This is a genomic window from Streptomyces sp. TLI_171, assembly GCF_003610255.1.
Lineage (GTDB): Bacteria > Actinomycetota > Actinomycetes > Streptomycetales > Streptomycetaceae > Kitasatospora.
This window is the reverse complement of sequence record NZ_RAPS01000001.1, coordinates 7221415-7244997: the sequence shown is the minus strand read 5'-3', so window position 1 is coordinate 7244997 and position 23583 is coordinate 7221415. Positions and strand designations below refer to the sequence as shown.

The following is a 23583-nucleotide window of genomic DNA, read 5'->3' as shown; positions in this document are numbered from 1 at the left end:
CCGGGGCGGGCCTGGCGGGGGTCAGCCGATGGTGGCCTGCGGGCCCGCGTACTGGGCGAGCAGGGCGGGCACGTCCTTGGCGGCGTCCAGCGTGTACGGGTAGTACGCGGCGGGGTCGAAGGTGGTGCCGTTGGTCTGCTGCTTGCCCGTGCTGTTGACCACGATGCTGCCGGACTGGGTGAGCGCGGCCGCGGGGGTGTCGTTGTAGTAGGGGTTGGCGACGTTGTCGTAGTAGCTGTTCTGGATGACGGTCCTGGAGGCGCCGCGCGACAGGTTGCCGTACGAGCCGATGTTCTGCAGGTAGTTGTTGTACAGGTGGGCGAGGGCGACGTTGTCCACGCTGGGGTTGCGCTGGGTGGTGTCGTGGATCCAGTTGTGGTGGATGGTGATCCGCGCGGTCACGTTGTCCGTCCAGCCGATGCCGAAGGCCTTGTTCTCCTCGCCGAGGACGTTCCAGGACACGGTCAGGTAGCTGGTGTCCTTCCGGCTGTCGATCAGGCCGTCGTTCATCCGCTCGATCCGGTTGTGGTCGATCCACACGTGGTCGGCGGTGTCCATCTGGATGCCGTCGTAGTCGTAGACCTTGTCGTCCGGGTCGTCGTCGGCCATCTGCGCGTCACGGATCGTCAGGTTGCGCAGGATGACGTTGTGCACGCCGGCGCCGAGGAAGAAACCGCCGTGCACGAGCTGGCCGGAGGTGCCGACGCCGACGATGGTCTTGTCGGACTTCACCGGGATCTCGTAGCCGTACGGGGTGACGGTGACGGCCGCCGCGACCCGGATGGTGTACGGGCTGTCGGAGGTCGCGTACTTCACCAGGTCGGCGAAGGTGGTGACGGTGACGGTCGCGCCCGCCGCGCCGCCGGTGGTGCCGCCGCCGGTGGAGGCGAAGCCGTCCGCGGCGCTGGACCAGGTGCGGCCGGTGCTGACGGGGCGGAAGGCCCACTGCTTGTTGCTGTTCGCCGTGCAGGTCTCCTGGATCACCGCCGTCCCCGCCGTGGTCGACGCACCCTGGTCACTGATGCACAACCCGCTGCGGACGTTGACGATCTGGAACGTCCCCGACCCGCTCGCCACCAGCGTCCACTGCTGGTTGGTCTGACCCGCACCGCAACCCCACTGCTGCAGCTGCACCCCACTGGCCGACGAACCCGACGGCACGTCCACACACATCCGGCTCTTCACATTGACCAGCTGGTACACGCCGCTGCCCACCGGCGTCAGCGTCCACTGCTGATTGCTCTGCCCACTGCCGCAACCCCACTGCTGCAACAGCGTGCCACTCGCCGTCGACCCCGACGGCACGTCAAGACACATACCGCTCTTCGTCACCGCCAACTGGTACGTCCCCGCCGCCGGCACGGTCGCCGCACCGGCCGGTTCGGCGGTGAGCGCGGCGGCGCCGAGCAGCAGGGCCGTGAGCAGGCCGAGCAGCCGGTGGGAGGTGGTCCTGCGCATGGTGGTGCGTCCCTTCGTGGTGGTGGTCATCGGACGGGGTTCCAGCCGTCGGCTCCCGCCAGGTACTTCTGCGGGGTGTAGGCGGCCGCCTGGGCGTCGGTGAGCTGCGGGCGGTTGGCGTTCACGGTCGCGCCCGCGCCGGTGTTGCGGTACTCGAAGTACCGGGCCTTCTGCCAGGTGCTGGTGGACATGTCGGTCCACGGCTTGGCGGTCGCGACGGCGTCGGACAGCACCGACTCCCGGTAGACCACCTGGGCGTCCTGCCGCCACGGCCGGCCGAGTTGGGTGGTGCCGGCCGTCGTCCCGTCGACCGTCGACCGGTAGAACAGGAAGCCGTACGTCCGCGCGGCCGGGGTGCTGGCCGCGGTGATCGGCCCGCCGGTGGTGCGCTTCTCGTGGATCCGGCAGTTGTCGAACACCGCGACGCCGCCGCCGTAGACGAAGTCGACGGTCCCCTCGACGTACGAGCCGACCGCGTACACCCGGGCGCTCTCGTTGACCAGGAAGGTGTCCTGGTCGCCGAGCAGCCGGACGTTGTCCAGCAGCGCCCGGTCGGAGTCCAGGTACAGCGCGAGGGCCTGGTCGCCGGTGTCGGAGCTGTTCTCGTCGAAGTCATTGCTGAAGGTCAGGTCCACCGCCGAGAAGTCGTGCCCCTGGGCGACCACCGTGGCACTGCCCGAGGTGCCGTAGGCGCCCGCGTTCCGGTTGCCGACGATCACCGTGTCGGCCGGACTCGCGCCGAGGCCCTGCAGGGTGACGTACGGCTTGTTCGCCGGGATGGTGACCTTCTCCCGGTAGGTGCCGGGCTTGACGGTGATCACCACCCGGCTGGCGTTGCCGGTGCCGACCGCGTCCACGGCGGCCTGCACGGTGGTGTACCGGCCGGTGCCGTCCTGCGCGACGGTGGCCGCGGCGCCGGTGCCGACGGGGCGGAAGGCCCACTGCTTGTTGCTGTTGGCGGTGCAGGTCTCCTGGATCACCGCCGTCCCCGCCGTGGTCGACGCACCCTGGTCACTGATGCACAACCCGCTGCGGACGTTGACGATCTGGAACGTCCCCGACCCGCTCGCCACCAGCGTCCACTGCTGGTTGGTCTGACCCGCACCGCAACCCCACTGCTGCAGCTGCACCCCACTGGCCGACGAACCCGACGGCACGTCCACACACATCCGGCTCTTCACATTGACCAGCTGGTACACGCCGCTGCCCACCGGCGTCAGCGTCCACTGCTGATTGCTCTGCCCACTGCCGCAACCCCACTGCTGCAACAGCGTGCCACTCGCCGTCGACCCCGACGGCACGTCAAGACACATACCGCTCTTCGTCACCGCCAACTGGTACGTCCCCGCCGCCGGCACGGTCGCCGCACCGGCCGGTTGGACGTCGACGGTGCCGATGCCCGCCAGCAGGGCCACGCCGACCACGAGTCGGTACATCGGTGCACGGGAGTTCCCTGGCATGGGAGTCCTCTCGATCGGAAAGCCGGGACGCCCGCCGCGCGGGCGCCACTGCCGCCCGGGTGGAGGCCGCAGCACCCTTGTAGACGGGGCCCGCGCCCGCCGATGACAGAAACTTCGAACCGACACCGCGAGGCCCGTGCTTTACCGGTCGGGCGGGGTCATGCCAGGATGCGGGGCCTTCGGCGAGGAGGGGTGCTGTGGTGGATGTTCGCGCGTTGGTGCGGGCGGCGCAGGCCGGGGACGGGGTGGCGTTGGAGCGGCTGGTGGGCGACCATCTGCCGTTGGTCTACAACGTGTTGGGGCGGGTGGTCGGGCCCTCGGACGTCGACGACCTGGTGCAGGAGACCATGCTGCGGGCGGTCCGCGGCCTGGGCGGGCTGCGCGAGCCGGAGCGCTTCCGCTCCTGGCTGGTCGCCATCGCCTACCGCCGGATGCACGAGCACGGTCGCCGCCGGGTGGTCGAACTGCCCCACCGCTTCGAGACGTTGGATGTCCCGGACCCGACCGCGGACTTCGCCGAGCGCAGTGTCGCCGAGCTGGTGCTCTCCGCCCAGCGCAACGAACTGGTGCGCGCCACCGCCTGGTTGGATGCCGGGGACCGGCAACTCCTCGCCCTGTGGTGGCAGGAAGCCACCGGCGCCCTCAGCCGGGCCGAACTCGCGGACGCGCTCGGCATCGACCAGCCGCACGCGGCGGTCCGCCTCAAGCGGATGAAGGCCCAGCTCGACCTGGCCCGCACCCTGGTCCGCGCCCTCGCGGCCGCTCCCCGCTGCGACGGGCTGGCCGCGGTCGCCGAGGGCTGGGACGGCACGCCGACCTCCGTGTGGCGCAAGCGACTTGCCCGGCACGTCCGGGACTGCGCGGCGTGCGGCGGACGGGCCGCGGACCTGGTCGCACCGGAGCGGCTGCTGCCCGGCCTCGGCGTCCTGCTGGTGCCGCGACCGCTCGCGGACGGCGTCCGCTCGCTGCTGCACACCGCGCCGGCTGCGGGCTCCCGCGTCCTGCCGGTGGCGGGGTCGGCCGCCGCGGCGGTCGCCGCGGCCGTGCTGCTGGCGCTCGTCCCGTGGTCCGACGACACCGCCACCGTCACGCCGCCGCCCGTGAGCGCGCCGCCTTCCGCCGGCCCGCTCCCCTCCTCGGCCGCCCCTTCCGCACTCGACGCCGTGTACGTTTCACCGGACGGGTCCGACGAGGGCGACGGCTCGCTCGCCCGTCCGTTCGCGACCCTGGGCCGGGCGGCCGGCGCCGTCCGCCCGGGCGGGACGGTGGCGCTGCGCGGCGGTACCTACCGGCTGACCGAGCCGGTGGTGCTCGCCGCCTCCGGTGCGGCGGACCGCCGGATCACCCTCATCAACTACCGCGACGAGCACCCGGTGCTGGACGCCGCGGCGCTGCCCGCCACCGCCCGGGCGGTCACCCAGACCGGCGCCTACTGGACGGTGCAGGGCCTGGAGCTGCGCGGCGCGCCCGGCCACGGCTGGGTGTGCAGCGGCTGCCGGGCGATGGTGTTCCGGCGGCTCGCCTTCCACGACAACGGCCGCTCCGGACTGCTGCTGCGCGACCCCGGGACGGCCGGGAACGCGGTGCTGGACAGCGACTTCTACGGCAACACCTCGGCGGGCGGCACCGCCGGCATCGGCCTGGGCCTCACCTTCGGCGACGGCGCGGGCAACGTGGTGCGCGGCAATCGCTTCTACCGCAACGCCACCGACGGGCTCGACCTGGGCGGCTTCGCCGATCCCGTCGACGTCGACAGCAACTGGTCCTACCGCAACGGCAACGGCTTCACCCTCGGCGGGGGCGACAGCCGAAACCCCGTCGCCCACCAGGTCCGCAACAACGCCGCCTGGGACAACTCCGGCCTGGGCTTCAACGACGAGGGCAACCCCGGCGCCCTGCGCCTCACCCACAACACCGCCTTCCGCAACGCCCTGTTCGGGTTCTTCCTCCCCGATGCGGCCGCCACCGCCGGCGCCAACGCCGCCTACGCCAACGGACGAGACGCCCGCACCAACCCCGCCACCCGCTGGGACACTCCCAGCCCTTCCCCCACCCCGCCCACCGACCCCACCACCGCCGAAGCCCCCCGGCCCGCCGACGGCTCCCTGCCCCGCACCACCTTCCTGGTCTCCCGCACGGGCCTCGGCGCGACGATGACAGCGCCCCGAACCACCCCCTGAGACGCCACGTCCCGGGCTCGGCGCTTGACGGACCCTCAAATCCTGTGCAATTCGCTGGGGTTCGGTGGTTCCGGGTGCCACGCTGGTCGCTCCGGAAGGGGGCGCCATGAGCAGGCGTGGGGTTCGGCGGTGGGTGGCGGGGCTGGTGGGGTGGTGGCTGTGGATGCCGCTGCTCGGGGCGCTGGTGTGGGGGGTCAAGCACGTCCTGTTCGGCGGGTTCGGGCAGCAGGACCAGAGCTATCTGCTGCTGATCGAGCGGGAGTTGTTCCCGCACGGCGGGGTGGTGGACGCGACGCCGCTGTTCTGGCTCTGGCTGTCGGTGGGACTGGCCGGTACGGCGGCCGCGGGCGGGGTGCTCGCGGACGGGCGGACGGCGCGCGCACGGTGGCTGCGGGTGGCCGTGGCGGCGGTGGTGCTCGCGATGCTCGGCTCGCTGGTGCGCACGGGCACGGGCCTGTGGGACGACGACAAGGACGCCGGGCGGTTCTACGCGGCGGCGACGGTGCTGGACGTCCCGGCGTCCGGGGCGGGCACGCCGCGCTCGGTGCTGCCGGTGACGGAGAACGCGCGGCCGGGCGACGGCGAGCGCTGCGACCTGGTGGGCACGGCGGACGTGCCGGCCTGCGTGAAGACCGCGCCGATGCCGGACTTCGGCTTCGAGGCGCGCACCGCCTCGTACGCGGCGGCGACCAAGGCGCTCACCGACAGCGCCGGCCTGACCTCGGGCGTCAACCTGATGGGCCACAGCCTGCACTACCTGCCCGACGCCTCGAAGGGCAGCGGGGTGTGGACGGCCGTGCTGGACGGCTCCGGCGAGCAGCCGATGGAGGGCGTCGCGGTCTGGGACGGCGGGTCGAACTCGGTGGCGAGCTGCGCGTTCCGCGGCGACCACGCGTTCGGCCGGGCGTTCGGCGGGACGGGTGCGGTGAGTCTGCGCAACCTGCTCGCGGAGCGCTTCCCCGACCTGGTCTACAGCGACCAGGACATCTGGGGGTACTGCGACGGCGCGGACCTGCGCACCGCGCAGCCGGTGGTGGTGATCTCGGTGGCCCGGCAGATCGCCTGGAAGCAGCGCACGGTGCTGGAGCCGGCCGGCGTGCTGGTGCTGCGCGGCACCGCGGACGGCCGTCCGAGCATGACGTACCGGCCGAGCGTCGGGCCGGGCGAGCTGCCCGGCGCGGTGTACCCGGCGTCGGTGGTGCGCTCGCAGATCCACGAGGTGCAGTGGCTGGGCGGGCGCGGCGCGAAGGACGAGCGCGGCTTCGGCTACGACCACACCTCGGCGTCCACCAACGCCAACAACCCGGGCGAGTTCCTGCTCCGTTCGAAGCTGGACGGCCACCTGTACTACGTCACGCCGCTGGTGCCGCGGGAGAGCACCTCGCAGGTGGTGGTGGCGTTCGCCGTGGTGCAGGCCGACGCGGTCGGCGGCGGCCTGAACGAGCTCCACGTGTACGTGCGCGGCGACGACGCCCCGACGGTGAACCTGGACGTGCTGGCCAGCCGGATGGTGTCGTACATGGCGCAGCAGACCGCGATCACCATCAGCACCGGCAGGGACGGCGCGCTGCAGGAGATCGTCCCGTTCGGCAAGGACATGTGGCGGGGCTTCGTGGACTTCAACGGGCAGACCCAGGACTACATCGACCTGTCCGGCGACGCGACGGTGACGCCCAACCTGGTGTCGCTGCGCGGCAGCGTCACGCCGCCCGGCGGTCAGCCGAGCCGGCCGTCGGGTGAGGGGTGCGGGGCCGACCCGGCGCAGTTGACGACGGCTCAGCTCGCCGACTGCGTGGCGGACCTGTCCAAGGCCCTGCAGGGCCGCGTCCAGGACTCCCCCGCCCCGCAGCAGTGACGCGGGCGCTCGCGCCGCTCTGCCGGGAGCTCAGCCCCGGTAGGGCGGGGTGAGGCCCCAGTCCCACCGGGGCATCGGGGACTCCGGGGCCGGCGGCGGGTTGGGGCCCGCGTACAGGACGGCCATCCGGGTGCCCCACTCCAGGTAGTACGCGAGGACCGCGCGGAACTCCGGGTCGGCGGGCAGGCCCACTTCGTCGGCGGTGTCCAGGAGCAGGGCCACCCAGCGGCGGCGCTGCGGTTCGGTGATGCCGCGGCCCAGGTGGTGGGTCACCATGCCGCGGTGGCCGCCGTGGCCGGTGCTGTAGGCGCGGGGGCCGCCGAAGACCTCGCCGAGCCAGGCGGCGACGTGGCGGGCGTGGTCGGGCTTCTTGTCCGCGAACAGCGGGGCGAGCAGCGGGTCGGCGTCGACGTGCCGGTAGAAGCGGGCGAACAGGCGTTCCAGGGCCTCGGCCCCGCCCGCCCAGGCGTACAGGGTCGGGTTGACCCCGCCCGGCCCGGCCACGGGGGTCGGCTCGTAGTGCCGCATCTCCTCGATGTCCGCGACGTAGGGCTTGATCTCGGCGAAGAACGCGGCGAAGTGCTCGCCCTTGCGGAAGCCCTGCAGGTGGTCCTCGGTGGAGGTCCAGCGGATCCGCAGGACGTAGTGGTCCGGTTCCTCGGTGCACCGGGCGAGTTCGTAGTCCACGCACTGCTCGGCTCCGGCGAGCGACTCGGCGGCGCGGGCGTACGCTTCCTCGAACGCGGTGGCCCGGGCTTCGTCGATCCGGTAGCGGATGTATTCGACCGTCATGGTCCCGACCCAACCGCAGGCCGCGGCCCGGATCAAGAACTGACCTTGCGGTAAGTACCCGGACGGGGGCGTGCACGATGGCGGAACTGACGGACGGTCAGCGGTACAACTGCGCGGTGGAGTTGTCGTTGAGCGTGATCGGCGGCAAGTGGTCCGCGGTGGTCCTCGCCCACCTGAAGGAGGGCGTCCACCGGTACGGCGCCCTGCGCCGCCGGATTCCCGCGGTGAGCGAGAAGGTCCTGGTCCAACGCCTGCGCGCGCTGGAGGCGGCCGGCCTGGTCTCCCGCCACTCCGACGGTGCGGTACCCCCGGCCGTCGAGTACCGCCTCACTCCCGAGGGCGAGAGCCTCGTCCCGGTCCTGGAGGCCCTCCACAGCTGGGGCGAACAACGCGCCCGCCGCACCGGCGCCCTCATCCTCCCGCCCACCGGACCCTAGGCCGACGCCTCGCCGACCGGCTCGGCCGCCCGGGCGCGTCAGGGGCCGAGGCCCGCCGCAGCGCGGTGTGACGCCCGCTCATTCGTGGGACGGATGGCGAACATTCGGACAAATGATCACTCCGGTCTTTCCAGCGGACCCGGCCTGGGCCCACCATGGCACCTGCCCCGGGCCCCCGACCCCGGCGGCACCCCGCGCGCGCCGCCGCCGTCGGCCGCGGGTCGCGCTTCCCCGCTGCCCCGAAACGGAGCCCCATGACCGCCGCCATACCCGACGCCGCGCCCGACGCCACGTCGGCTCCCGACGCCATGTCAGCTACGGACGTCGCACCGGCTCCGGACGCCGCGTCGGCCCCCGCGCCCACCGGACCGGCCCGGCCCGGGCTGACCGCCGTCCTGCTGATGGCGGGCAGCTGCCTGCCGATCCTGGGCGCCGTCCTGATCGCCCCCGTGCTGCCGAAGCTCCAGGACCACTTCGCCGGCACCTCGGGCGTGGACGCGCTCGCCCCGATGGCGCTCACCGTCCCCGCGCTGTCGCTGGCGATCATGGCCCCGTTCGCCGGCGCCATCATCGACCGCCTCGGCCGGCACCGGCTGCTGGTGATCGCCACCGTGCTGTACGCGATCGTCGGCACCGCGCCGCTCTGGCTGGACTCGCTGCCCGCGATCGTCGCCAGCCGGGTGCTGGTCGGCATCACCGAGTCCGCGATCATGACCTGCTGCACCACGCTGATCGGCGACTACTGGTCCGGCAAGCAGCGCGAGAAGTACCTCGCCCTGCAGGCCATGTGCGCCTCGATCTCCGCCACCGCGTTCTTCGCCGTCGGCGGCGCGGCCGGCTCCGCCGGATGGCGCGCGCCGTTCTGGGCCTACGCCGTCGGCCTGCTGCTCGCCCCGCTGCTCGCCGTGTACCTGCGCCCGACGGCCCGTCAGCAGGCCGCCGCCGTCGGCGTGAGCGTCGAACCGGCCGTCCGGACGCCGCTGCTGCGCCGCCTGCTCGCGCCCTGCGCGCTGACCTTCTTCGGTGCGATCGTCTTCTACACCGTGCCCGTCGAGACCTCCTTCCTGCTCGACGACCTCGGCATCACGGCCACCTCCACGATCGGCCTGTCCACCGCCGTCGCCAGCGCCGCCACGGTGGCCGGCGCGGTCGCCTTCACCCGCTTCGCCGACCGGGCCGAGCGCCTGCTGCCCGCCGTCCTCGCGCTGTGCGCCGTCGGCTTCGGCATCATCGCCTTCGCCCAGAACGTCCCGGTGCTGGTGATCGGCGCGGTGGTCAACTGCCTCGGCGGCGGCCTGCTGCTGCCGACCCTGATCACCCGCACCATGGCCCTGCTGGACAGCGCCGACCGCGGCCGCGGCACCGGCCTGTGGAACACCGCGTTCTTCCTCGGCGAGTTCGTCTGCCCGCTGATCCTGCTCGGCCTCGCCGAGCCCGCGGGCGACCTGGCCGGCGCGGTCGGCGTCCTCGGCATCGCCACCGCCGTGCTCGCCGCCGGCCTGGCCCTCGTCCGCGCCCGCCGCACGACCCCCACGCCGGCCTCCGCCTGACCCGACGGCCCCTGCCGAGGCCCGCCACCGGAGCGGTGGCGGGCCTTCGACCGGGCCCCGCGCAAGCCCGGCGTCCACCCGCGCGGAACGGCCCGACGTCGCGACGGTGCGGCCGCGCTGTCCGAGCCCTCGCCAAATAACCTTCGCTGTCCCATAGTTGACTTCATTCGGGGGGCGGCAGGGGGGCCGTGGTGCAGTTCATCGAAGTGACCGCTCTGGCGGGGGTGCGTTCGGCGGTGACGGTGTTCCGTCGTCGCGGCAGCATGGTGACGTTCGTGCTCTATCCGATGGTCCACCTCGGGGAGCCGCAGTTCTACGCGAAGGTGCAGGCGAGGCTGCGCACGGCGGGCCTGGTGGTGGTCGAAGGGGTCGACACCGCGCGCACCGGCGCGCGGGCGCTCACCTCCTCCTACCAGCTGGCCGCGTCCCGCCGACTCGGCCTGGTCGAACAGCGTTTGGACTACCGGGCCCTCGGCGTTCCGGTCCTCCGCCCCGACCTGGACGCCGCCCAGGTCGCCGCGGGCTGGCGGCGGGTGCCCCGCGTGCTCCGGCTGGCCCTGATCGTCTTCAGCCCGCTGTACGGGCTCTGGCTGCGCTTCTTCGGCAGCCGCCGCGCGCTGGCCCGCAACCTCGCCGTGGACGACCTCTCGCTCGAGGAGGAGCGCCTGCGCACCGCCGGCACCGCCGCCGACCGCCTCGACGAGCTGGTGCTCGACCAGCGGGACCAACTGCTCCTCGAAGCCCTGCAGGAGCTCCACCGACGCCCGCTGGACAGCCCGTTGGAGGTGGCGGTGGTCTACGGCGCGGGCCACATGCCCCCGGTGGTCCGCGGCCTGCTCCGCCTCGGCTACCGTCCCTCCGACGGTGAGTGGCTGACCGTCTTCACCTTCCTCGACGAGCTCGACTGACGGCTGAGCGCCGTCCGCTGTTACCGAGTCATGACGGGCCACCACGTCCCCGGCCGGAACCGGGCGGGGACGTGGTGGCGTCGGGTGGGCGACGGGCGTTGATCGGATGTTGATCCGGGTCCGCCATCATGGCTGCAGACCGGTCGGGCGCCTTCCGCCGACCGGTTGTCAGCTCAGCACCGGCTCCCGCCGCGGAGCCGCCTCACCACGAGTGGATCACTGCATGCGCAACCGTCACCTGGCCGCCACCGCCGCGCTGGTCGCCGCCCTCGGCCTCACTCTCACCGCGTGCGACGACGACACCGCGGCGCCCGCCGCGACCACCGCCGCGGCGGCTCCGGCCGCCTCGGGCACGGGCGCCCCGCCGGCCGCGCCGAGCACCTCCGCCACCGGTTCGAGCACGGGCGGCAACTCCGGCTCCGGCTCGAACTCCGGCAGCCGCAAGTGCACCGCCGCGGACCTGAAGGCGGCCGTCACGCACGGCGCGCAGAGCACCGACGCCCAGGGCGTCGAGGAGATCGAGCTGACCAACCGCGGTTCGGCGACCTGCACCATGAAGGGCTACCCGGGCCTCGACCTGGTCAGCGGCACGCAGACCTGGAACCTGCCGCGCTACCAGCCGGCCCAGGCCGACACCGTCACGCTGAAGCCCGGCGGCAAGGCGTACGTGGCCATCGACTACCTGCCGTACATGAACGACGGCACCGACGAGTTCAAGGTGTCGAAGATCGTGCTGACCCCGCCGGACGACACCACCCAGCTCACCGTCTCCTGGGTCGGCGCCAACCCGATGGACCAGAGCGGCGCGACCCACCCGGGCACCTACGTGCGGCCGGTGTCCGCGTCGCACTGACGACCCGTCAGCCGTCGGCCGGGGCGTCCGGGTCGGGCCGGACCGCGCCGAGGACCGGGAGCATGGTGAGCGGCGCGAGCTCCACCACGGCGCCGGTGTGCGGGGCGTGCACCACGGTGCCGCCGCCGACGTAGAGCGCGACGTGGCCGGCGTCGGCGTGGTAGATCACCAGGTCGCCGGGGCGCAGGTCGCGCAGGGCGACGCGGTGCAGGGCCGCCCACTGGGCCTGGCTGGTGCGCGGGATGCCCGTCCCGGCGGCCTGCCAGGCCCGCGAGGTGAGGCCGGAGCAGTCGAAGGCGTCCGGGCCGGTCCCGCCCCACCGGTACGGCTTGCCGCGTTGGGCCAGCGCGAACCCGATCGCCCGGCGCCCGGCGGCGGACGGCCCGCCGCCGGGACCGAACGCCCCGGTGCGGGGCAGCTGTTCGCCGACCCGCTCGGCGAGGGCGCTCTCCCGCCGCTCCAGCAGGCCGAGTTGTTCGGCGCTCGCGGAGGCGAGCAGCTGCTCGGTGCGGGCCTCGGCGGCCCTGGCCCGGTCCAGCGCCTGTTGGGCGTCACGGGCCGCGTCGGCCGCCGACTGCCGGGCCTGCAGGGCCAGTTCGGAGCGCAGCACCAGCCGGTTGCGGGCCTCGCGCAGGTCGCGCAGGACGTCGGCGGCGGTGCGCGCCCGCCTGGTGGCCTGCAGCTGCCGGTCGAGGAACTCCTCGGGCCGGTCGGCGAGGACCAGCCGGGCGACCGGACCGAGCCCGCCGCTGCGGTACTGCTCGCCGACCACCCGGGCGGCCGCCGCTTCGGCTTCGGCGGCCCGCCCGCGTTCCCGGTCGGCTTCGGCGGCGGCCGCTGCCGAAGCCCGCTCGCGTTCCGCCAACTGCTCGGCAGCGCCGGTGTAGCGCTGTTCGGCGGCCTCGGCGACGTGCCGGGCGTCCTCGACCGCCCGGGACAGCTGGTCGATCGTCAACTCGCCCGCCGGGACCGGCGCGGGGTCGGCGTCGGCCGGAACGGCCGGGAGGAGTAACAGAGTTGCCAGCAGCAGGGCCGCGGCCCGCCAGGATCGGATTGCACCACGGGACATCGCTGTCCACCGTCCTCGGTCGGATGATCGGAACTCCGCCACCATGGCACCCGCGCCCGCCGCACCTCGGGACCTCGCTCCCCCGGGCCGCCCATCCTCACCCGCGTGGCGGAGCCGTCGAGTTCCGGAACGGCTCGGTGGGATCGACGGGTTGTCGGATCACCCGACCGCTGGATCGGCCGGACGCTGCGCCGGCGGCCGTGAACCGACGCCGGCCGCCCCGGAGTTGCCCGCCGAGCGCTGGGCGCGGGACCGGTCGCCTCGGCCTCGGCCTCGGACCCGCTGCCGGCGCGGGCTTCCGGGCCCTCAGCGGGCGAGCGCCGTCCAGCAGGCCAGGGCCGCGGCGACCAGCAGGACCACGTTGAGGGCGATTTTCCGGTCTCCGCCGGTCAGGTGGACGGGGACGGCGCCCAGTTGCAGGACGACGAACCCGAGGGCGGCGGCCGCGGCCAGGCCGGGGGCGATGCCGGTCAGGGGCGGGAGGACCAGGCCGAGCGCGCCGAGGACTTCGACCGCGCCGAGGGCGCGGACGGCGGGCAGCGGGATGCGGTCGACCCAGGCCATCATCGGGCGGAGCCGGTCGGGGCTGCGAGTGAGCTTGAGCGCGCCGCCGTAGAGGTAGAAGAGGGCGAGCAGGGCGGCGAGGGTCCAGAAAGCGAGGTTCATGGCTCCGGGTCCGAGAAGGGGTGAAAGGCCTCCGGGTGAGGCCCTGCTCCAGTGCACCGGGCGAGCGCCCAGGGTGTCCAAGACCTGTCCTGGGCGGCCGATACCCGGCGGGTATCGTGGCAGCGTGGAGCTACGGAGCCTGCGGTACTTCGTGGCGGTCGCCGAGGAACTCCACTTCGGCCGGGCCGCCACCCGACTGCACATGAGCCAGCCGCCGCTGAGCCGGGCGATCGGCCGGCTGGAGGCGGAGGTGGGCGCGCTGCTGTTCACCCGCTCCGCCGCCGGGATCGCCCTCACGCCGGTGGGGGTGGTGCTGCTGGACGAGGCGCGGGCGCTGCTCGGGCATGCCGAGCAGGTGCGGGCGCGGGTCCGGGCGGCGGCGGGGGCGGCGGTGCTGACGGTCGGGATCCTGGGCGACGGCGCCGATCCGGGCGTGGCCCGGCTGGCGGCCGCGTACCGGCGCAGCCATCCGGGCGTCGACGTCCGGATCCGCGACGCCGACCTGACCGACCCGACCTGCGGGCTGCGGGCGGGACTGGTGGACGTCGCGCTGACCCGCGCGCCGTTCGACGAGACCGCGCTGACGGTCCGTCGGCTGCGCAGCGACCCGGTCGGGGCGGTGCTGCGTGCCGACGATCCGCTGGCGGGGCGCTCGGAGCTGCGGCTGGCCGACCTGGAGGGCCGTCGCTGGTTCCGGTTCCCGGAGGGCACCGACCCGCTCTGGCAGGCGTACTGGCAGGGCGGCGCGCACCGGGAGGGCCCGGTGGTGCGGGCCGTCCAGGAGTGCCTGCAGGCGGTGCTGTGGAACGGCACCGTCGGTCTCGCCCCGCTCGGCCACCGGCCGCCGGCCGAGCTGACCCTGGTCCCGCTGGCCGACATGCCGCCCAGCCCGGTGGTGGCGGCGTGGAACGCGGGTGACGCCAACCCGCTGATCCGCTCCTTCGTCGACGCCGCGACCGCCGCGTACCACCGCTGACGGCCCGTCGCGCCGACGGACCGTCACCGCCGCCCCGGTCGCGCCGGTTCTGCGACACTGGCCGGATGCTGACCATGGGTTCGGTGGTGCTCGGGGTGGACGACGTGCCGCGCGCGGTGGCGTTCTGGACGCGGGCGCTGGGGTACGTGCCGCGCGGCGACGGCGACGAGCAGTGGGCGGTGCTGCTGCCGCCGCGGCCGGGCGGGGTGCAGTTGGCGCTCGGGCGCAGCGTCAGCCCGGTGCAGGAGCACCCCCGGGTGCACCTGGACCTGTACGCGGCGGACGCCGCCGAGCAGGCCGCCGAGGTGGAGCGGCTGGTGGCGCTGGGGGCCCGGCGGGTGGACTGGGACAGCTACCCGCCGGACCCGGACTTCGTGGTGCTGGCCGACCCGGACGGCAACCGTTTCTGCGTGATCGACACCGCGCACGGCTGACGCCGGGTCAGCAGCTCCTTGCGGCGGGCGTCAGCGCAGCGCGAACTTCTGCGCCGCGCTGCCGTTGCAGTCCCACAGCTGCAGGCGGGTGCCGTTGGCGGTGGCGCCGCTCGGGGCGTCGAGGCAGCGGCCGGACTGCGGGTTCAGCAGCGACCCGTCGGCCTGCTGGATCCACTTCTGGCCGCCGACGCCGTTGCAGTCCCACAGTTCGACCTGGGTGCCGGCGGCGGTGCCGTTGCCGTTGACGTCCAGGCAGCGGCCGAGGGTGCGCAGCGAGGTGTCGGCGGCGTGCGTCCAGTGCTGGTCGAGGGCGTAGGACTGGCAGTTCCACAGCTGGACGGCGCTGCCGTTGGCGCCGGTGTCGTCGGCGGCGACGTCCACGCACTGGCCGCCGGGGCCGGCGACCGGGCCGCCGCCGCCCACTGCGAACTTCTGGGCGGCTGCGCCGTTGCAGTCCCAGAGTTGCAGGCGGGTGCCGTTGGCGGAGTTGCCGTTGGGGTCGTCGAGGCAGCGGCCGGACTGCGGGTTGAGCAGCGAGCCGTCGGCCTGCTGGATCCACTTCTGGGCGCCGCCGCCGTTGCAGTCCCACAGTTCGAGGAGCGTGCCGTTGGCGGTGCCGTTGCCGGTGGCGTCCAGGCAGCGGCCGATGGTGCCGAGCGAGCCGTCCGCGTTGTGCGTCCAGTGCTGGTCCTCGGCGTACGTCTGGCAGTTCCACAGCTGGACGGCGCTGCCGTTGGCGCCGGTGTCGTCGGCGGCGACGTCCACGCACTGGCCGCCGGGGCCGGTGATGGCGCCCTGCGGGCCGTTGGGCAGGTCGGTCCGGCCGTTGTAGCCGACCGAGACGACGTTGGCCTGGACGGCGTTCTCGGTGGCGTCGCCCGGGTAGCCGGAGACCATGACGCCCTCGAAGAAGGTGCCGCGGTTCCGGTTGGAGTTGTCGCCGCCGATGCCGAGGATGATGCCGCCCTCCTGCTGCATCGGGCGGTAGCCCCCGCGGCTGGGCAGGGCGCCGTTCCACCAGGTGGTGAGGGCGCCGGACTGGGCGTTGCCGCCCTTGAGGGCGTACGTGGTCTGTCCGTTGTTCTTCAGGACGGCGGTGACGAAGGGGCTGCTGTTGCCGAGGTTGGCGGTGTTGGAGCCGTTGTCGCCCTGGAACATGCCGTTCTCCAGGTCGGCCTCGATCCACGGCCCGTTGCCGCTGCACGGCGGGAAGTAGCAGGTGGTGGCGATGGAGACGGCGTCCATGTGGCCGTTGCCGGTGTCGGCGGGGGTGGACTCGGCGTTGCCGTAGTCGAAGCAGCAGTCCGCGCCGACGTGGGTGCCGCTGGCGACCATGTAGACGCCCTCGGGCTGGCCGTTGACGGCGACGCCGGAGGCGACACCGGTGTAGCGGTAGCCGACGCCGGGTGAGATCCACACGCCGTAGACCTTGTGGCCGCCGGCGGTGACGGCGATCTCGGAGGCGTCCGCGCCGCGGTCGACGCCGCCCGCGGTGCCCGCGGGTCCGGGCAGGAGGTCGTTGTGCCGGGTGGTCTGGTCGTAGATCCGGGTGATCCGGCAGCTGCTGCCGTTGCAGAACTGGTCCTGCGCCTGGGCGTTGGCGTAGCCGCCGGCCGTCAGCAGGCCGATGTCGGCGGTGGCGCCGTCGGAGGCCCGGGTGACCCGGTACAGCGGGCCGTTGTAGGCGGCGAACAGGGCGCGGGTGGTGCTGTGCGCGGCGACGCAGGGGGTGCCGCCCGCGGCGTACAGGTCGCAGGGCAGCGAGGCGGCGGCGTGGCCGACGCCGGGCAGGCCGATCAGTGCGGCGACCACCAGCGCGAGGGCGGCCACGGCCGCTCGGGCGGTGTGCCACAACTGCTGGGCGGGAAGCCTGGGTTGATTGGACAAGGTGCGCTCCTTCGGGGTGGGGGTGCGAGGGGCGGTACCGGGTCGGGGGTGGTGCGGGGGCGCCCGGCCGCGGGCCGGGCGGAAGGGCTGGCGGATCATCGGCGACCTTGTATTCTCACGTTGTAGTAGCGGCGTCGTGCTGGTGCCGGCCTCGCTCCCTCGCGCACGGTCGGCGGGAGGAGGGGGTGCGGTCTTGTCCGTACCGGGCAACATCGGCGGCGCCGGGGCGCCGCGGCTGAAGGACGTGGCCGAGCTGGCCGGGGTCTCCGTGAAGACCGTGTCGAACGTGGTCAACGGGACGACTCCGGTGGCGGAGGCCACCCGGGAGCGGGTGCAGCGGGCCATCGACACGCTGGGCTACCTGCCCAACGTGACGGCCCGCCGGCTGCGCACGGGCCGCAGCGGGGTGATCGCGCTGGCCTTCCCCGAACTGCCGTCGCCGTACTTCGCGGAGCTGGCGGTGGAGGTGATCGCGGCCGCCCGCCGGGTGGGCATCACGGTGCTGATGGACGACACCGGCGGCGATCCGGCGGCGGAGCTGCGGATCGCCTCCGGACTCGGGGACCCGATGATCGACGGGGTGATCCTCAGCCCGCTCGGCCTGGACCGGGCGGCGCTGCTGTCGCGCTCCCGGGAGATCCCGCTGGTGCTGCTCGGCGAGGCCGACCTCGGGCCGGTCGCCGACCGGGTGCACATCGACAACGTGGCGGGCGCCCGCGAGGTGACCCGGCACCTGCTGGACGAGGGCTACCGGCGGATCGCCGCGATCGGCTGGCAGGACCCGGCGCCGCGGGCCACCGCCGAGCAGCGCCTGGCCGGGTACCGGGAGGCGCTGCGGGACGCGGGGCTGACGGTCGATCAGGAGCTGCTGCCGCCGGTGCGGGCCTACTTCCGGCCGGACGGCGCGTCCGCGATGCGCCGGCTGCTGCGGCTGCCGGAGCGCCCCGACGCGGTGTTCTGCTTCAACGACCTGCTGGCGCTGGGGGCGTTGCGGGCGGCGCACGAGGCGGGCCTGCGGGTGCCGCAGGACCTGGCGATCGTCGGTTTCGACGACGTGGAGGAGGCGGCGTACGCGATCCCCTCGCTGACCACCGTCGCGCCCGACAAGCGGCTGATCGCGGAGCTGGCGGTGCGCTGCCTGGAGGAGCGGATCGAGCAGCGCTACACCGGCCCGGGCCGGCGGATCACGCCGGGGTTCCGGGTGGTGGTGCGGGAGAGCAGCACCCTCTCGCGCTGACCGGCGGGCCGTCATGTCCGCTCCCCCGCCCGGGAGTGGGACAGGTGCGGGAAACGGAACTCGGTGGTGCTGCGCCGCGGTGCGCCGGGGCGCAGCACGGTGTCCGGGTAGCCGGGCCGGTTGGGCGAGTCGGGGAAGTGCTGGGTCTCCAGGCAGAGTCCGGCGTGCCGGGGGTGGGGGCGGCCGTCGAGACCGTTGCCGGTGTACACCTGCAGGCCGGGTTCGGTGGTCCACACCTCCAATTCGCGGCGGCTGCCCGGGTCGTGGAGCCGGGCGGCGCGGCGCAGCGCGCCGGGGGCGGGCGGCGGGGCGAGCACGTAGCAGTGGTCGTAGCCGCCGGACCGGCGCAGCTGGGGGTGGGGGTGGTCGAGGCGTTCGCCGAGCGGCCGTGGGGTGCGCAGGTCGAAGGGGGTGCCGGCGGTGGGGGCGGGTGCGCCGAGCGGGATGGCGGCGGGGTCGACGGGCAGGTAGGCGTCGGCGTCGACGGTCAGCCGGTGGGCGTGCACGCCGCCGCTGCCCGGGCCGGACAGGTTGAAGTAGGCGTGGTGGGTGAGGTTGACGGGGGTGGGGCGGTCGGTGCGGGCGGTCCAGTCCAGCCGCAGGGTGCCGCGGCGGTCGAGGGTGTAGACGGCGGTGACGTGCAGTTCGCCGGGGAATCCCATGTCGCCGTGCGGGCTGCGCAGGTCGAGGCGGAGTGCGGCGGCGTCCCGGCCCGGTGCGGCGGTGGCCTGCCAGCGGCGGCGGTGGAAGCCGCCCGGCCCGCCGTGCAGGGCGTGGCCGCGGTCGGTGGCGGGAACGCGGTGGGTGCGGCCGTCGAGGCGGAACCGGCCGTGCGCGATCCGGTTGGCGTACCGTCCGATGAGCGCGCCGAGGTAGGCGGTGTCGGCGGTGTAGCCGTCCAGCGCGGCGTGGCCGAGCACGACGGAGGCGGACCGCCCGTCCGGGTCGGGGACGTCCAGGCGGTGCAGGATGCCGCCGAGGTCGAGCACTTCGGCCCGGACGCCGGTGCCGGCGTCGAGCGTCCAGCGGGCGACGGGGGTGCCGTCGGCCAGGGTGCCGAACGGGCTGCGGGTGACGGACGGGAGCGGCAACGGGGGTTCCTTCACTGGCGACGGAACGTCAGGGGCGGGGCGCGCGGCCGGCGGTGGACTCGCGGACCACCAGGGTGTGGCTCGGCAGGATGCGGCGGGGCCCGGAGGGGGCCCGGTCGGGCGCGGCTTCGATCCGGGCGATCAGGCAGTCCACGGCCAGGCGGGCGATGGCGGCCTTGTCGGGGGCGATGGTGGTGAGGGTGACGGCGCCGTAGCGGCCGTCCTCGATGTCGTCGAAGCCGACGACGGCGATCTCCTCGGGGACCCGGACCCCGCGTTCGGCGAGCACCCGCAGCGCGCCGAGGGCGACCAGGTCGTTGTAGGCGAACACGGCGTCGGGCGGTTCGGGCAGGTCGAGCAGGCGGGTCATGGCGACGGCGCCGTCCAGGCGGTCGTAGCCGTCGGTGGCGATCACCAGGTCCTCGCCGGGGTGGCCCCCGGCGGCCAGGATCTCCTCGCGCCAGCCGCGCAGCCGCAGGTGGGCGGGCTGGCGGCGGCTGTCCCGGCGGGCGCCGACGAAGGCGATCCGGCGGCGGCCGAGGCCCAGCAGGTGGCGGACGGCGAGCCGGGCGGCGGCGACGTTGTCGATGGCGATGTGGTCGAACGGGGCGTCGTACTCGCGCTCGCCGAGCAGCACCAGCGGCGGCCGGGCGGGGCGGTCCAGCAGGTCGGCGGTCTCCAGGTGGATGGGGCTGAGGATGAGTCCGTCGATCAGGTGCGAGCGGAAGCCCTGCGAGACCAGGGTCTCCTTGCTGCGCAGCCCGGCGGTGTGGTCGAGCAGCACGGTGTGGGCGTGGTGGGCGGCGGCGTCGATGACGGCGGCGGCGAGGTCGGCGAAGTACGGGTTGCCGAGTTCGGGCACGGCCAGCGCGATGATGCCGCTGCGGCCGGTGCGCAGGTGGCGGGCGGTGGCGTTGGGGCGGTAGCCGAGCTCGTCGATGGCCTGCCGGACGCGGTCCCGGGTGCCGGGTCTGACGTGCGGGTAGTCGTTGACCACGTTGGAGACGGTCTTGACGGACACTCCGGCCCGGATCGCGACGTCCTTGAGGCTCACGCCCACGGCCCTGCGCCTTCTCTCTCGGCTCGGTCGGGGCGCCCGGCCCCGTGCGGATCGGTGTGCGGCGGTGGGGGGCTCACTCGTCCCGGCGGCCGCGGTCCAGCAGGGCCTGGGCGAGCACCACGGCGGCCAGGAACGCGCCGTTGACGGTGTCGGTGACGGCCGAGCCGTACTGGGAGGCGGAGCGGTCGATCAGGTTGTGGATCACCGAGAGCAGCAGCACGCCGGCGACGGTGCCGCCGATCGTGCCGCTGCCGCCGGTGAGCAGGGTGCCGCCGATGGCGACGGACGCGATGGCGGTGAGTTCGTAGCCGACGCCGACGGTGGTGACGCCGGAGCCGAGCCGGGCGCTGCCGAGCGCGCCGGCCGCACAGGCCAGGGTCGCGGACAGCACGTACACCAGGGTCTTGGTGCGGGCGACGGGCAGGCCCATCAGCCGGGCGGCGTGCTCGTTGCCGCCGATCGCGGTGGTAACGGCGCCGAACCGGGTGCGGGTGAGCAGCACCGCGCCGAGGCCGAACAGGGCGGCGGAGATCAGCACGGGCGTCCAGGTGCCCTCGCCGAGGGCGCGGAACGCGGACTCGCGCGGCACCAGGTAGGTGGTGGTGCCCTCACCGGTGATCAGCTGCAGCAGGCCGCGGGCGCCGAGCAGGCCGGCCAGCGTGACGATGAACGGCGCCATCCCGGCCCGGGCGACCAGCAGTCCGTGCACGCAGCCCCAGGCGGCGCCGACCGCGAGCGGCAGCAGCACGGCCGCCCAGGTGCCGTGGTGCTGGGCGGCCCAGGCCGCCAGCACGCCGCCGAGCGCGTACATCGAGCCCACCGACAGGTCGATGCCGCCGGTGAGGATGACGAAGGTCAAGCCGAGCGCCAGCAGCCAGCCGAAGGCGTTGTTGCCGAGGATCGCGCCGAGGTTGTCGGTGCTCGCGAAGCCGGGCGAGAACACCGCGGCGAGCAGCACCACCAGGGCGAGCACGCTGAGCGCGCCGTGCCGCCGGATCCGGGCCGCCAGGCGCTCGGCGGAGGTCTCGGCGCCCGTCGGGCGACGGCGGGTCAGCGGCCGGGCGGCCGGAGTGGTGGGGCTCATCGGGTACCACGCTCCTGGGAGGCGTACACGGCGAAGCAGATGACGGCCGCTTCGACGATCTTGGTGATGGAGCTGTGCACGTCGTGCTGGGTGAGCACCGCGGTGATCAGCTGCATGAACAGCGCCCCGGCGACGGTGCCCAGCACCCGGACGCTGCCGCCGGCCAGCGGGGTGCCGCCGACCACGACGGCGGTGATCGCGTCGAGTTCGATGTTGCGGCCCTGGTTCGCCGGGTCGGCCTCCGCGCCGTGGCCGACGATCACCGTCCCGGCCAGCGCGGCCAGCACGCCCGACAGCAGGTAGACCGTCAGCAGCACCCGCCGCACCGGCAGTCCGGCCAGCCGGGCCGCCCGCCGGTTGTCGCCGACCGCGACCAGCTGCCGCCCGAAGGTGGTGCGGTGCACCAGCACCGCGGTCAGCGCCACGCACCCGGCCGCCAGCCAGGCCGTCAGCGGGACGCCGGCGAAGGCGTCCGAGCCGAGGGAGAGCAGCGCGGGGTCGGTGACGGGCTTGGCGGAGGCCCCGTTGATCAGCGAGGCGACGCCGCGGACCCCGATCATCAGGGCGAGCGTCGCGACGATCGGCTGCACCCGGGTGAACGCGACCATCGCACCGCCGGCCAGGCCGCTCACCGCGCCGAGGCCGACGGCGACGAGCAGCGCCACGGGCAGGCCCCACCCGATGTACAGCGGCACCACCGCGGCGGCCAGCGCGATCACCGCGCCCACCGACAGGTCGATGCCCTCGGTGCCGATCACCAGCGCCATCCCGAGCGCGACCAGCAGCGTCGGCGCGACCTGGAACAGCTGGATCCGGACGTTCCCGGCGGACAGGAACCCGGTGTCGAGCACCACCGCCGCCAGGAACAGCACGGCCAGTGCGGCGTACACGCCGTACCGGCGCAGCAGCCGCAGCGCGGGGCCGCGGCCGCGGACGGCGCCCGCCAGGGCGAGGGCGGTCATCGGGACGCTCCGTTCGACTCGTCGGGGGTGGGGCCCGCTGACGGCCCGTCAGCGGACGGGCCCTCCTGGGCGAGGGCGGCCAGCAGGCGGTCGGCGGTGACCGCGTCGCCGGTGAGTCCGTCGACCACCAGGCCGTCCTTCAGGACCAGCACCCGGTCCGCGCCGGCGACCAGTTCCTCCGCGTCGGAGGAGATCAGCAGCACGCCGAGGCCGTCCTCGGCCAGTTCGTCGATCAGCGCCTGCACCTCGGCGCGGGCGCCGACGTCGATGCCGCGGGTGGGCTCGTCCAGCAGCAGGACCTTCGGGGCGAGGCAGAGCCAGCGGGCCAGCAGGACCTTCTGCTGGTTGCCGCCGGACAGGTCGGCGACCTTCTGCTCGGGGCTCGCGGCCTTGATCCGCAGCCGGGCCATGAAGGTGTCGACGATCTCGTCCTGCCGGGCGCGGGAGACCAGTCCGGCCCGGGACAGCCGGGGCAGCGCGGCCAGCACGATGTTCTCCCGCACCGACAGGCCGGGGACGATGCCCTCCGCCTTGCGGTCCTCGGGCAGCAGCGCCAGGCCGGCCCGGATCGCGGCGGCCGGGCTGCGCCGGGCCAGCACCCGGCCGGCCACCTCCACCCGGCCGGCGTCCGCGCCGAGCGCGCCGACCACGGCCTTCGCGGTCTCGCTGCGGCCGGAGCCGAGCAGTCCGCCGAGGCCGAGCACCTCGCCGCGGTGCAGCTCGAAGGAGACGCCGTGCACCTTGTGCCGGACCGCCAGGTCGTGGGCGCGCAGCACCGGCGGGGTGTCGGCGCTGTGCGCGCGGCGGGCGTCGTGGGTGCGGGCGGTGCGGTCGCGGGCGGCGCCGAGTTCCCGGCCGAGCATCAGCGCGACCAGGTCCAGCCGGGGCAGGTCGGCGAGGCGGCCGGTGTGCACCGCCCGGCCGTCGCGCAGCACGGTGACGTCGTCGCAGACGGTGTACAGCTCGTCCATCCGGTGGCTGACGTAGACCACGGCGATGCCCTGCGCGGTGAGGTCGCGGACCACCCCGAACAGGGTGTCCACCTCGCGCGGCTCCAGCGAGGAGGTGGGCTCGTCCATCACCACCACCCGGGCGTCCAGTTGCACGGCGCGGGCCAGTGCCACCATCTGCTGGGCGCCCAGGGCGAGTTCGCGCAGCGGCCGGGTGACGTCGGGGTGCACGCCGTAGCGGGCCAGCAGCTCGGCCGCCTCGCGGTTCATCCGGCGGATGTCGAGCAGGCCGCGCCGGCGCGGTTCGCGGCCGAGGAACAGGTTGCGGGCCACCGACATCATCGGCACCAGGTTGACCTCCTGGTAGACCGTGGAGACCCCGGCCCGCTGGGCCTCCTGCGGGGTGCGGAACTCCGCCTCCCGGCCTGCCAGTTCGATCCGTCCGGCGTCGGGGCGGTGGACGCCGGTGAGCACCTTGATCAGGGTGGACTTGCCGGCGCCGTTCTCGCCGACCAGGGCGTGCACCCGTCCGGCGTGCAGCGCCAGGTCGACGCCGCGCAGGGCGTGGACGCCCGCGAAGCTCTTGTCGATCCCGGTCGCCGCCAGTACGGGGCCGACCGGGGCGGCCTGCTCGGTCTGGTCCATCTGGTCCTCCTCTCGGGTCCGGCGGCGGG

Annotated in this window: 20 protein-coding genes; 9 read left to right on the top strand and 11 right to left on the bottom strand. The window is 74.3% G+C overall.

What is annotated here, in order from left to right; all coding sequences use genetic code 11:
* Positions 1–21: 21 nt before the first annotated feature.
* The gene (locus BX266_RS32235) at positions 22–1488 is read right to left on the bottom strand and encodes an RICIN domain-containing protein (RefSeq protein WP_218969291.1); all 1467 of its coding nucleotides are present in this window, start codon (positions 1486–1488) and stop codon (positions 22–24) included.
* A complete protein-coding gene (locus tag BX266_RS32230; RefSeq protein ID WP_099905676.1) occupies positions 1485–2894 on the bottom strand; it encodes a pectinesterase family protein in 1410 nt (469 codons plus the stop codon). The genes BX266_RS32235 and BX266_RS32230 overlap by 4 nt, the downstream gene beginning before the upstream one ends.
* A gap of 221 nt (positions 2895–3115) precedes the next feature.
* Between BX266_RS32230 and BX266_RS32225 the strand changes: the two genes are divergently transcribed.
* Both BX266_RS32225 and BX266_RS32215 read left to right on the top strand, forming a co-directional pair.
* Positions 3116–5098 (top strand): sigma-70 family RNA polymerase sigma factor, encoded by a 1983-nt coding sequence (locus tag BX266_RS32225; RefSeq protein ID WP_099905674.1) that lies wholly within the window; start codon positions 3116–3118, stop codon positions 5096–5098.
* 106 nt (positions 5099–5204) lie between these two features.
* On the top strand, positions 5205–6953 hold the full coding sequence (locus BX266_RS32215) for a hypothetical protein (RefSeq protein ID WP_180290696.1): 1749 nt from the start codon (positions 5205–5207) through the stop codon (positions 6951–6953).
* Between the two features lie 30 nt (positions 6954–6983).
* Here the strand turns inward: BX266_RS32215 and BX266_RS32210 are convergent, their stop codons facing one another.
* Complete coding sequence (locus BX266_RS32210; protein WP_099908553.1) at positions 6984–7745, bottom strand: group II truncated hemoglobin; 762 nt, start codon at positions 7743–7745, stop codon at positions 6984–6986.
* A 77-nt stretch (positions 7746–7822) separates the two neighbouring features.
* Here BX266_RS32210 and BX266_RS32205 point away from each other — a divergent pair, with 77 nt between their 5' ends.
* From BX266_RS32205 to BX266_RS32190, 4 genes are all read left to right on the top strand, one after another.
* Entirely contained in the window at positions 7823–8182 is a 360-nt protein-coding gene (locus BX266_RS32205) for a helix-turn-helix domain-containing protein (protein WP_099905669.1), read from the top strand.
* Between the two features lie 254 nt (positions 8183–8436).
* Positions 8437–9732: an MFS transporter gene (locus BX266_RS32200; protein ID WP_259464961.1), complete on the top strand. Its 1296-nt coding sequence runs from the start codon at positions 8437–8439 to the stop codon at positions 9730–9732.
* Positions 9733–9923: 191 nt separating this feature from the next.
* Complete coding sequence (locus BX266_RS32195) at positions 9924–10640, top strand: hypothetical protein (RefSeq protein ID WP_099908549.1); 717 nt, start codon at positions 9924–9926, stop codon at positions 10638–10640.
* A gap of 223 nt (positions 10641–10863) precedes the next feature.
* A complete protein-coding gene (locus BX266_RS32190; protein ID WP_099905668.1) occupies positions 10864–11493 on the top strand; it encodes a DUF4232 domain-containing protein in 630 nt (209 codons plus the stop codon).
* Between the two features lie 7 nt (positions 11494–11500).
* Here the strand turns inward: BX266_RS32190 and BX266_RS32185 are convergent, their stop codons facing one another.
* Both BX266_RS32185 and BX266_RS32180 read right to left on the bottom strand, forming a co-directional pair.
* Positions 11501–12562 (bottom strand): C40 family peptidase, encoded by a 1062-nt coding sequence (locus tag BX266_RS32185; RefSeq protein ID WP_120314441.1) that lies wholly within the window; start codon positions 12560–12562, stop codon positions 11501–11503.
* Positions 12563–12868: 306 nt separating this feature from the next.
* Entirely contained in the window at positions 12869–13228 is a 360-nt protein-coding gene (locus BX266_RS32180; protein WP_099905664.1) for a DoxX family protein, read from the bottom strand.
* Between the two features lie 124 nt (positions 13229–13352).
* On the opposite strand from BX266_RS32180, the gene BX266_RS32175 reads away from it, so the two are divergent.
* Both BX266_RS32175 and BX266_RS32170 read left to right on the top strand, forming a co-directional pair.
* On the top strand, positions 13353–14204 hold the full coding sequence (locus tag BX266_RS32175; RefSeq protein ID WP_099905662.1) for a LysR family transcriptional regulator: 852 nt from the start codon (positions 13353–13355) through the stop codon (positions 14202–14204).
* 65 nt (positions 14205–14269) lie between these two features.
* A complete protein-coding gene (locus BX266_RS32170) occupies positions 14270–14638 on the top strand; it encodes a VOC family protein (protein ID WP_099905660.1) in 369 nt (122 codons plus the stop codon).
* Positions 14639–14668: 30 nt separating this feature from the next.
* Here BX266_RS32170 and BX266_RS32165 read toward each other — a convergent pair whose 3' ends face one another.
* The gene (locus BX266_RS32165; RefSeq protein WP_310794819.1) at positions 14669–16525 is read right to left on the bottom strand and encodes an arabinofuranosidase catalytic domain-containing protein; all 1857 of its coding nucleotides are present in this window, start codon (positions 16523–16525) and stop codon (positions 14669–14671) included.
* A 193-nt stretch (positions 16526–16718) separates the two neighbouring features.
* Here BX266_RS32165 and BX266_RS32160 point away from each other — a divergent pair, with 193 nt between their 5' ends.
* Positions 16719–17762, top strand: a complete 1044-nt coding sequence (locus tag BX266_RS32160; RefSeq protein ID WP_259464960.1) for a LacI family DNA-binding transcriptional regulator — start codon at positions 16719–16721, stop codon at positions 17760–17762.
* 11 nt (positions 17763–17773) lie between these two features.
* On the opposite strand, the gene BX266_RS32155 is transcribed toward BX266_RS32160, so the two are convergent.
* The 5 genes from BX266_RS32155 to BX266_RS32135 form a co-directional block, all read right to left on the bottom strand.
* Positions 17774–18853, bottom strand: a complete 1080-nt coding sequence (locus BX266_RS32155) for an aldose epimerase family protein (protein WP_099905656.1) — start codon at positions 18851–18853, stop codon at positions 17774–17776.
* 28 nt (positions 18854–18881) lie between these two features.
* On the bottom strand, positions 18882–19913 hold the full coding sequence (locus tag BX266_RS32150; RefSeq protein ID WP_099905654.1) for a LacI family DNA-binding transcriptional regulator: 1032 nt from the start codon (positions 19911–19913) through the stop codon (positions 18882–18884).
* 73 nt (positions 19914–19986) lie between these two features.
* On the bottom strand, positions 19987–20997 hold the full coding sequence (locus BX266_RS32145; RefSeq protein ID WP_099905652.1) for an ABC transporter permease: 1011 nt from the start codon (positions 20995–20997) through the stop codon (positions 19987–19989).
* Entirely contained in the window at positions 20994–21959 is a 966-nt protein-coding gene (locus BX266_RS32140) for an ABC transporter permease (RefSeq protein ID WP_099905650.1), read from the bottom strand. Before BX266_RS32140 ends, BX266_RS32145 begins: the two co-directional genes overlap by 4 nt.
* Complete coding sequence (locus BX266_RS32135; RefSeq protein ID WP_099905648.1) at positions 21956–23554, bottom strand: sugar ABC transporter ATP-binding protein; 1599 nt, start codon at positions 23552–23554, stop codon at positions 21956–21958. The genes BX266_RS32140 and BX266_RS32135 overlap by 4 nt, the downstream gene beginning before the upstream one ends.
* Positions 23555–23583 lie beyond the last annotated feature (29 nt).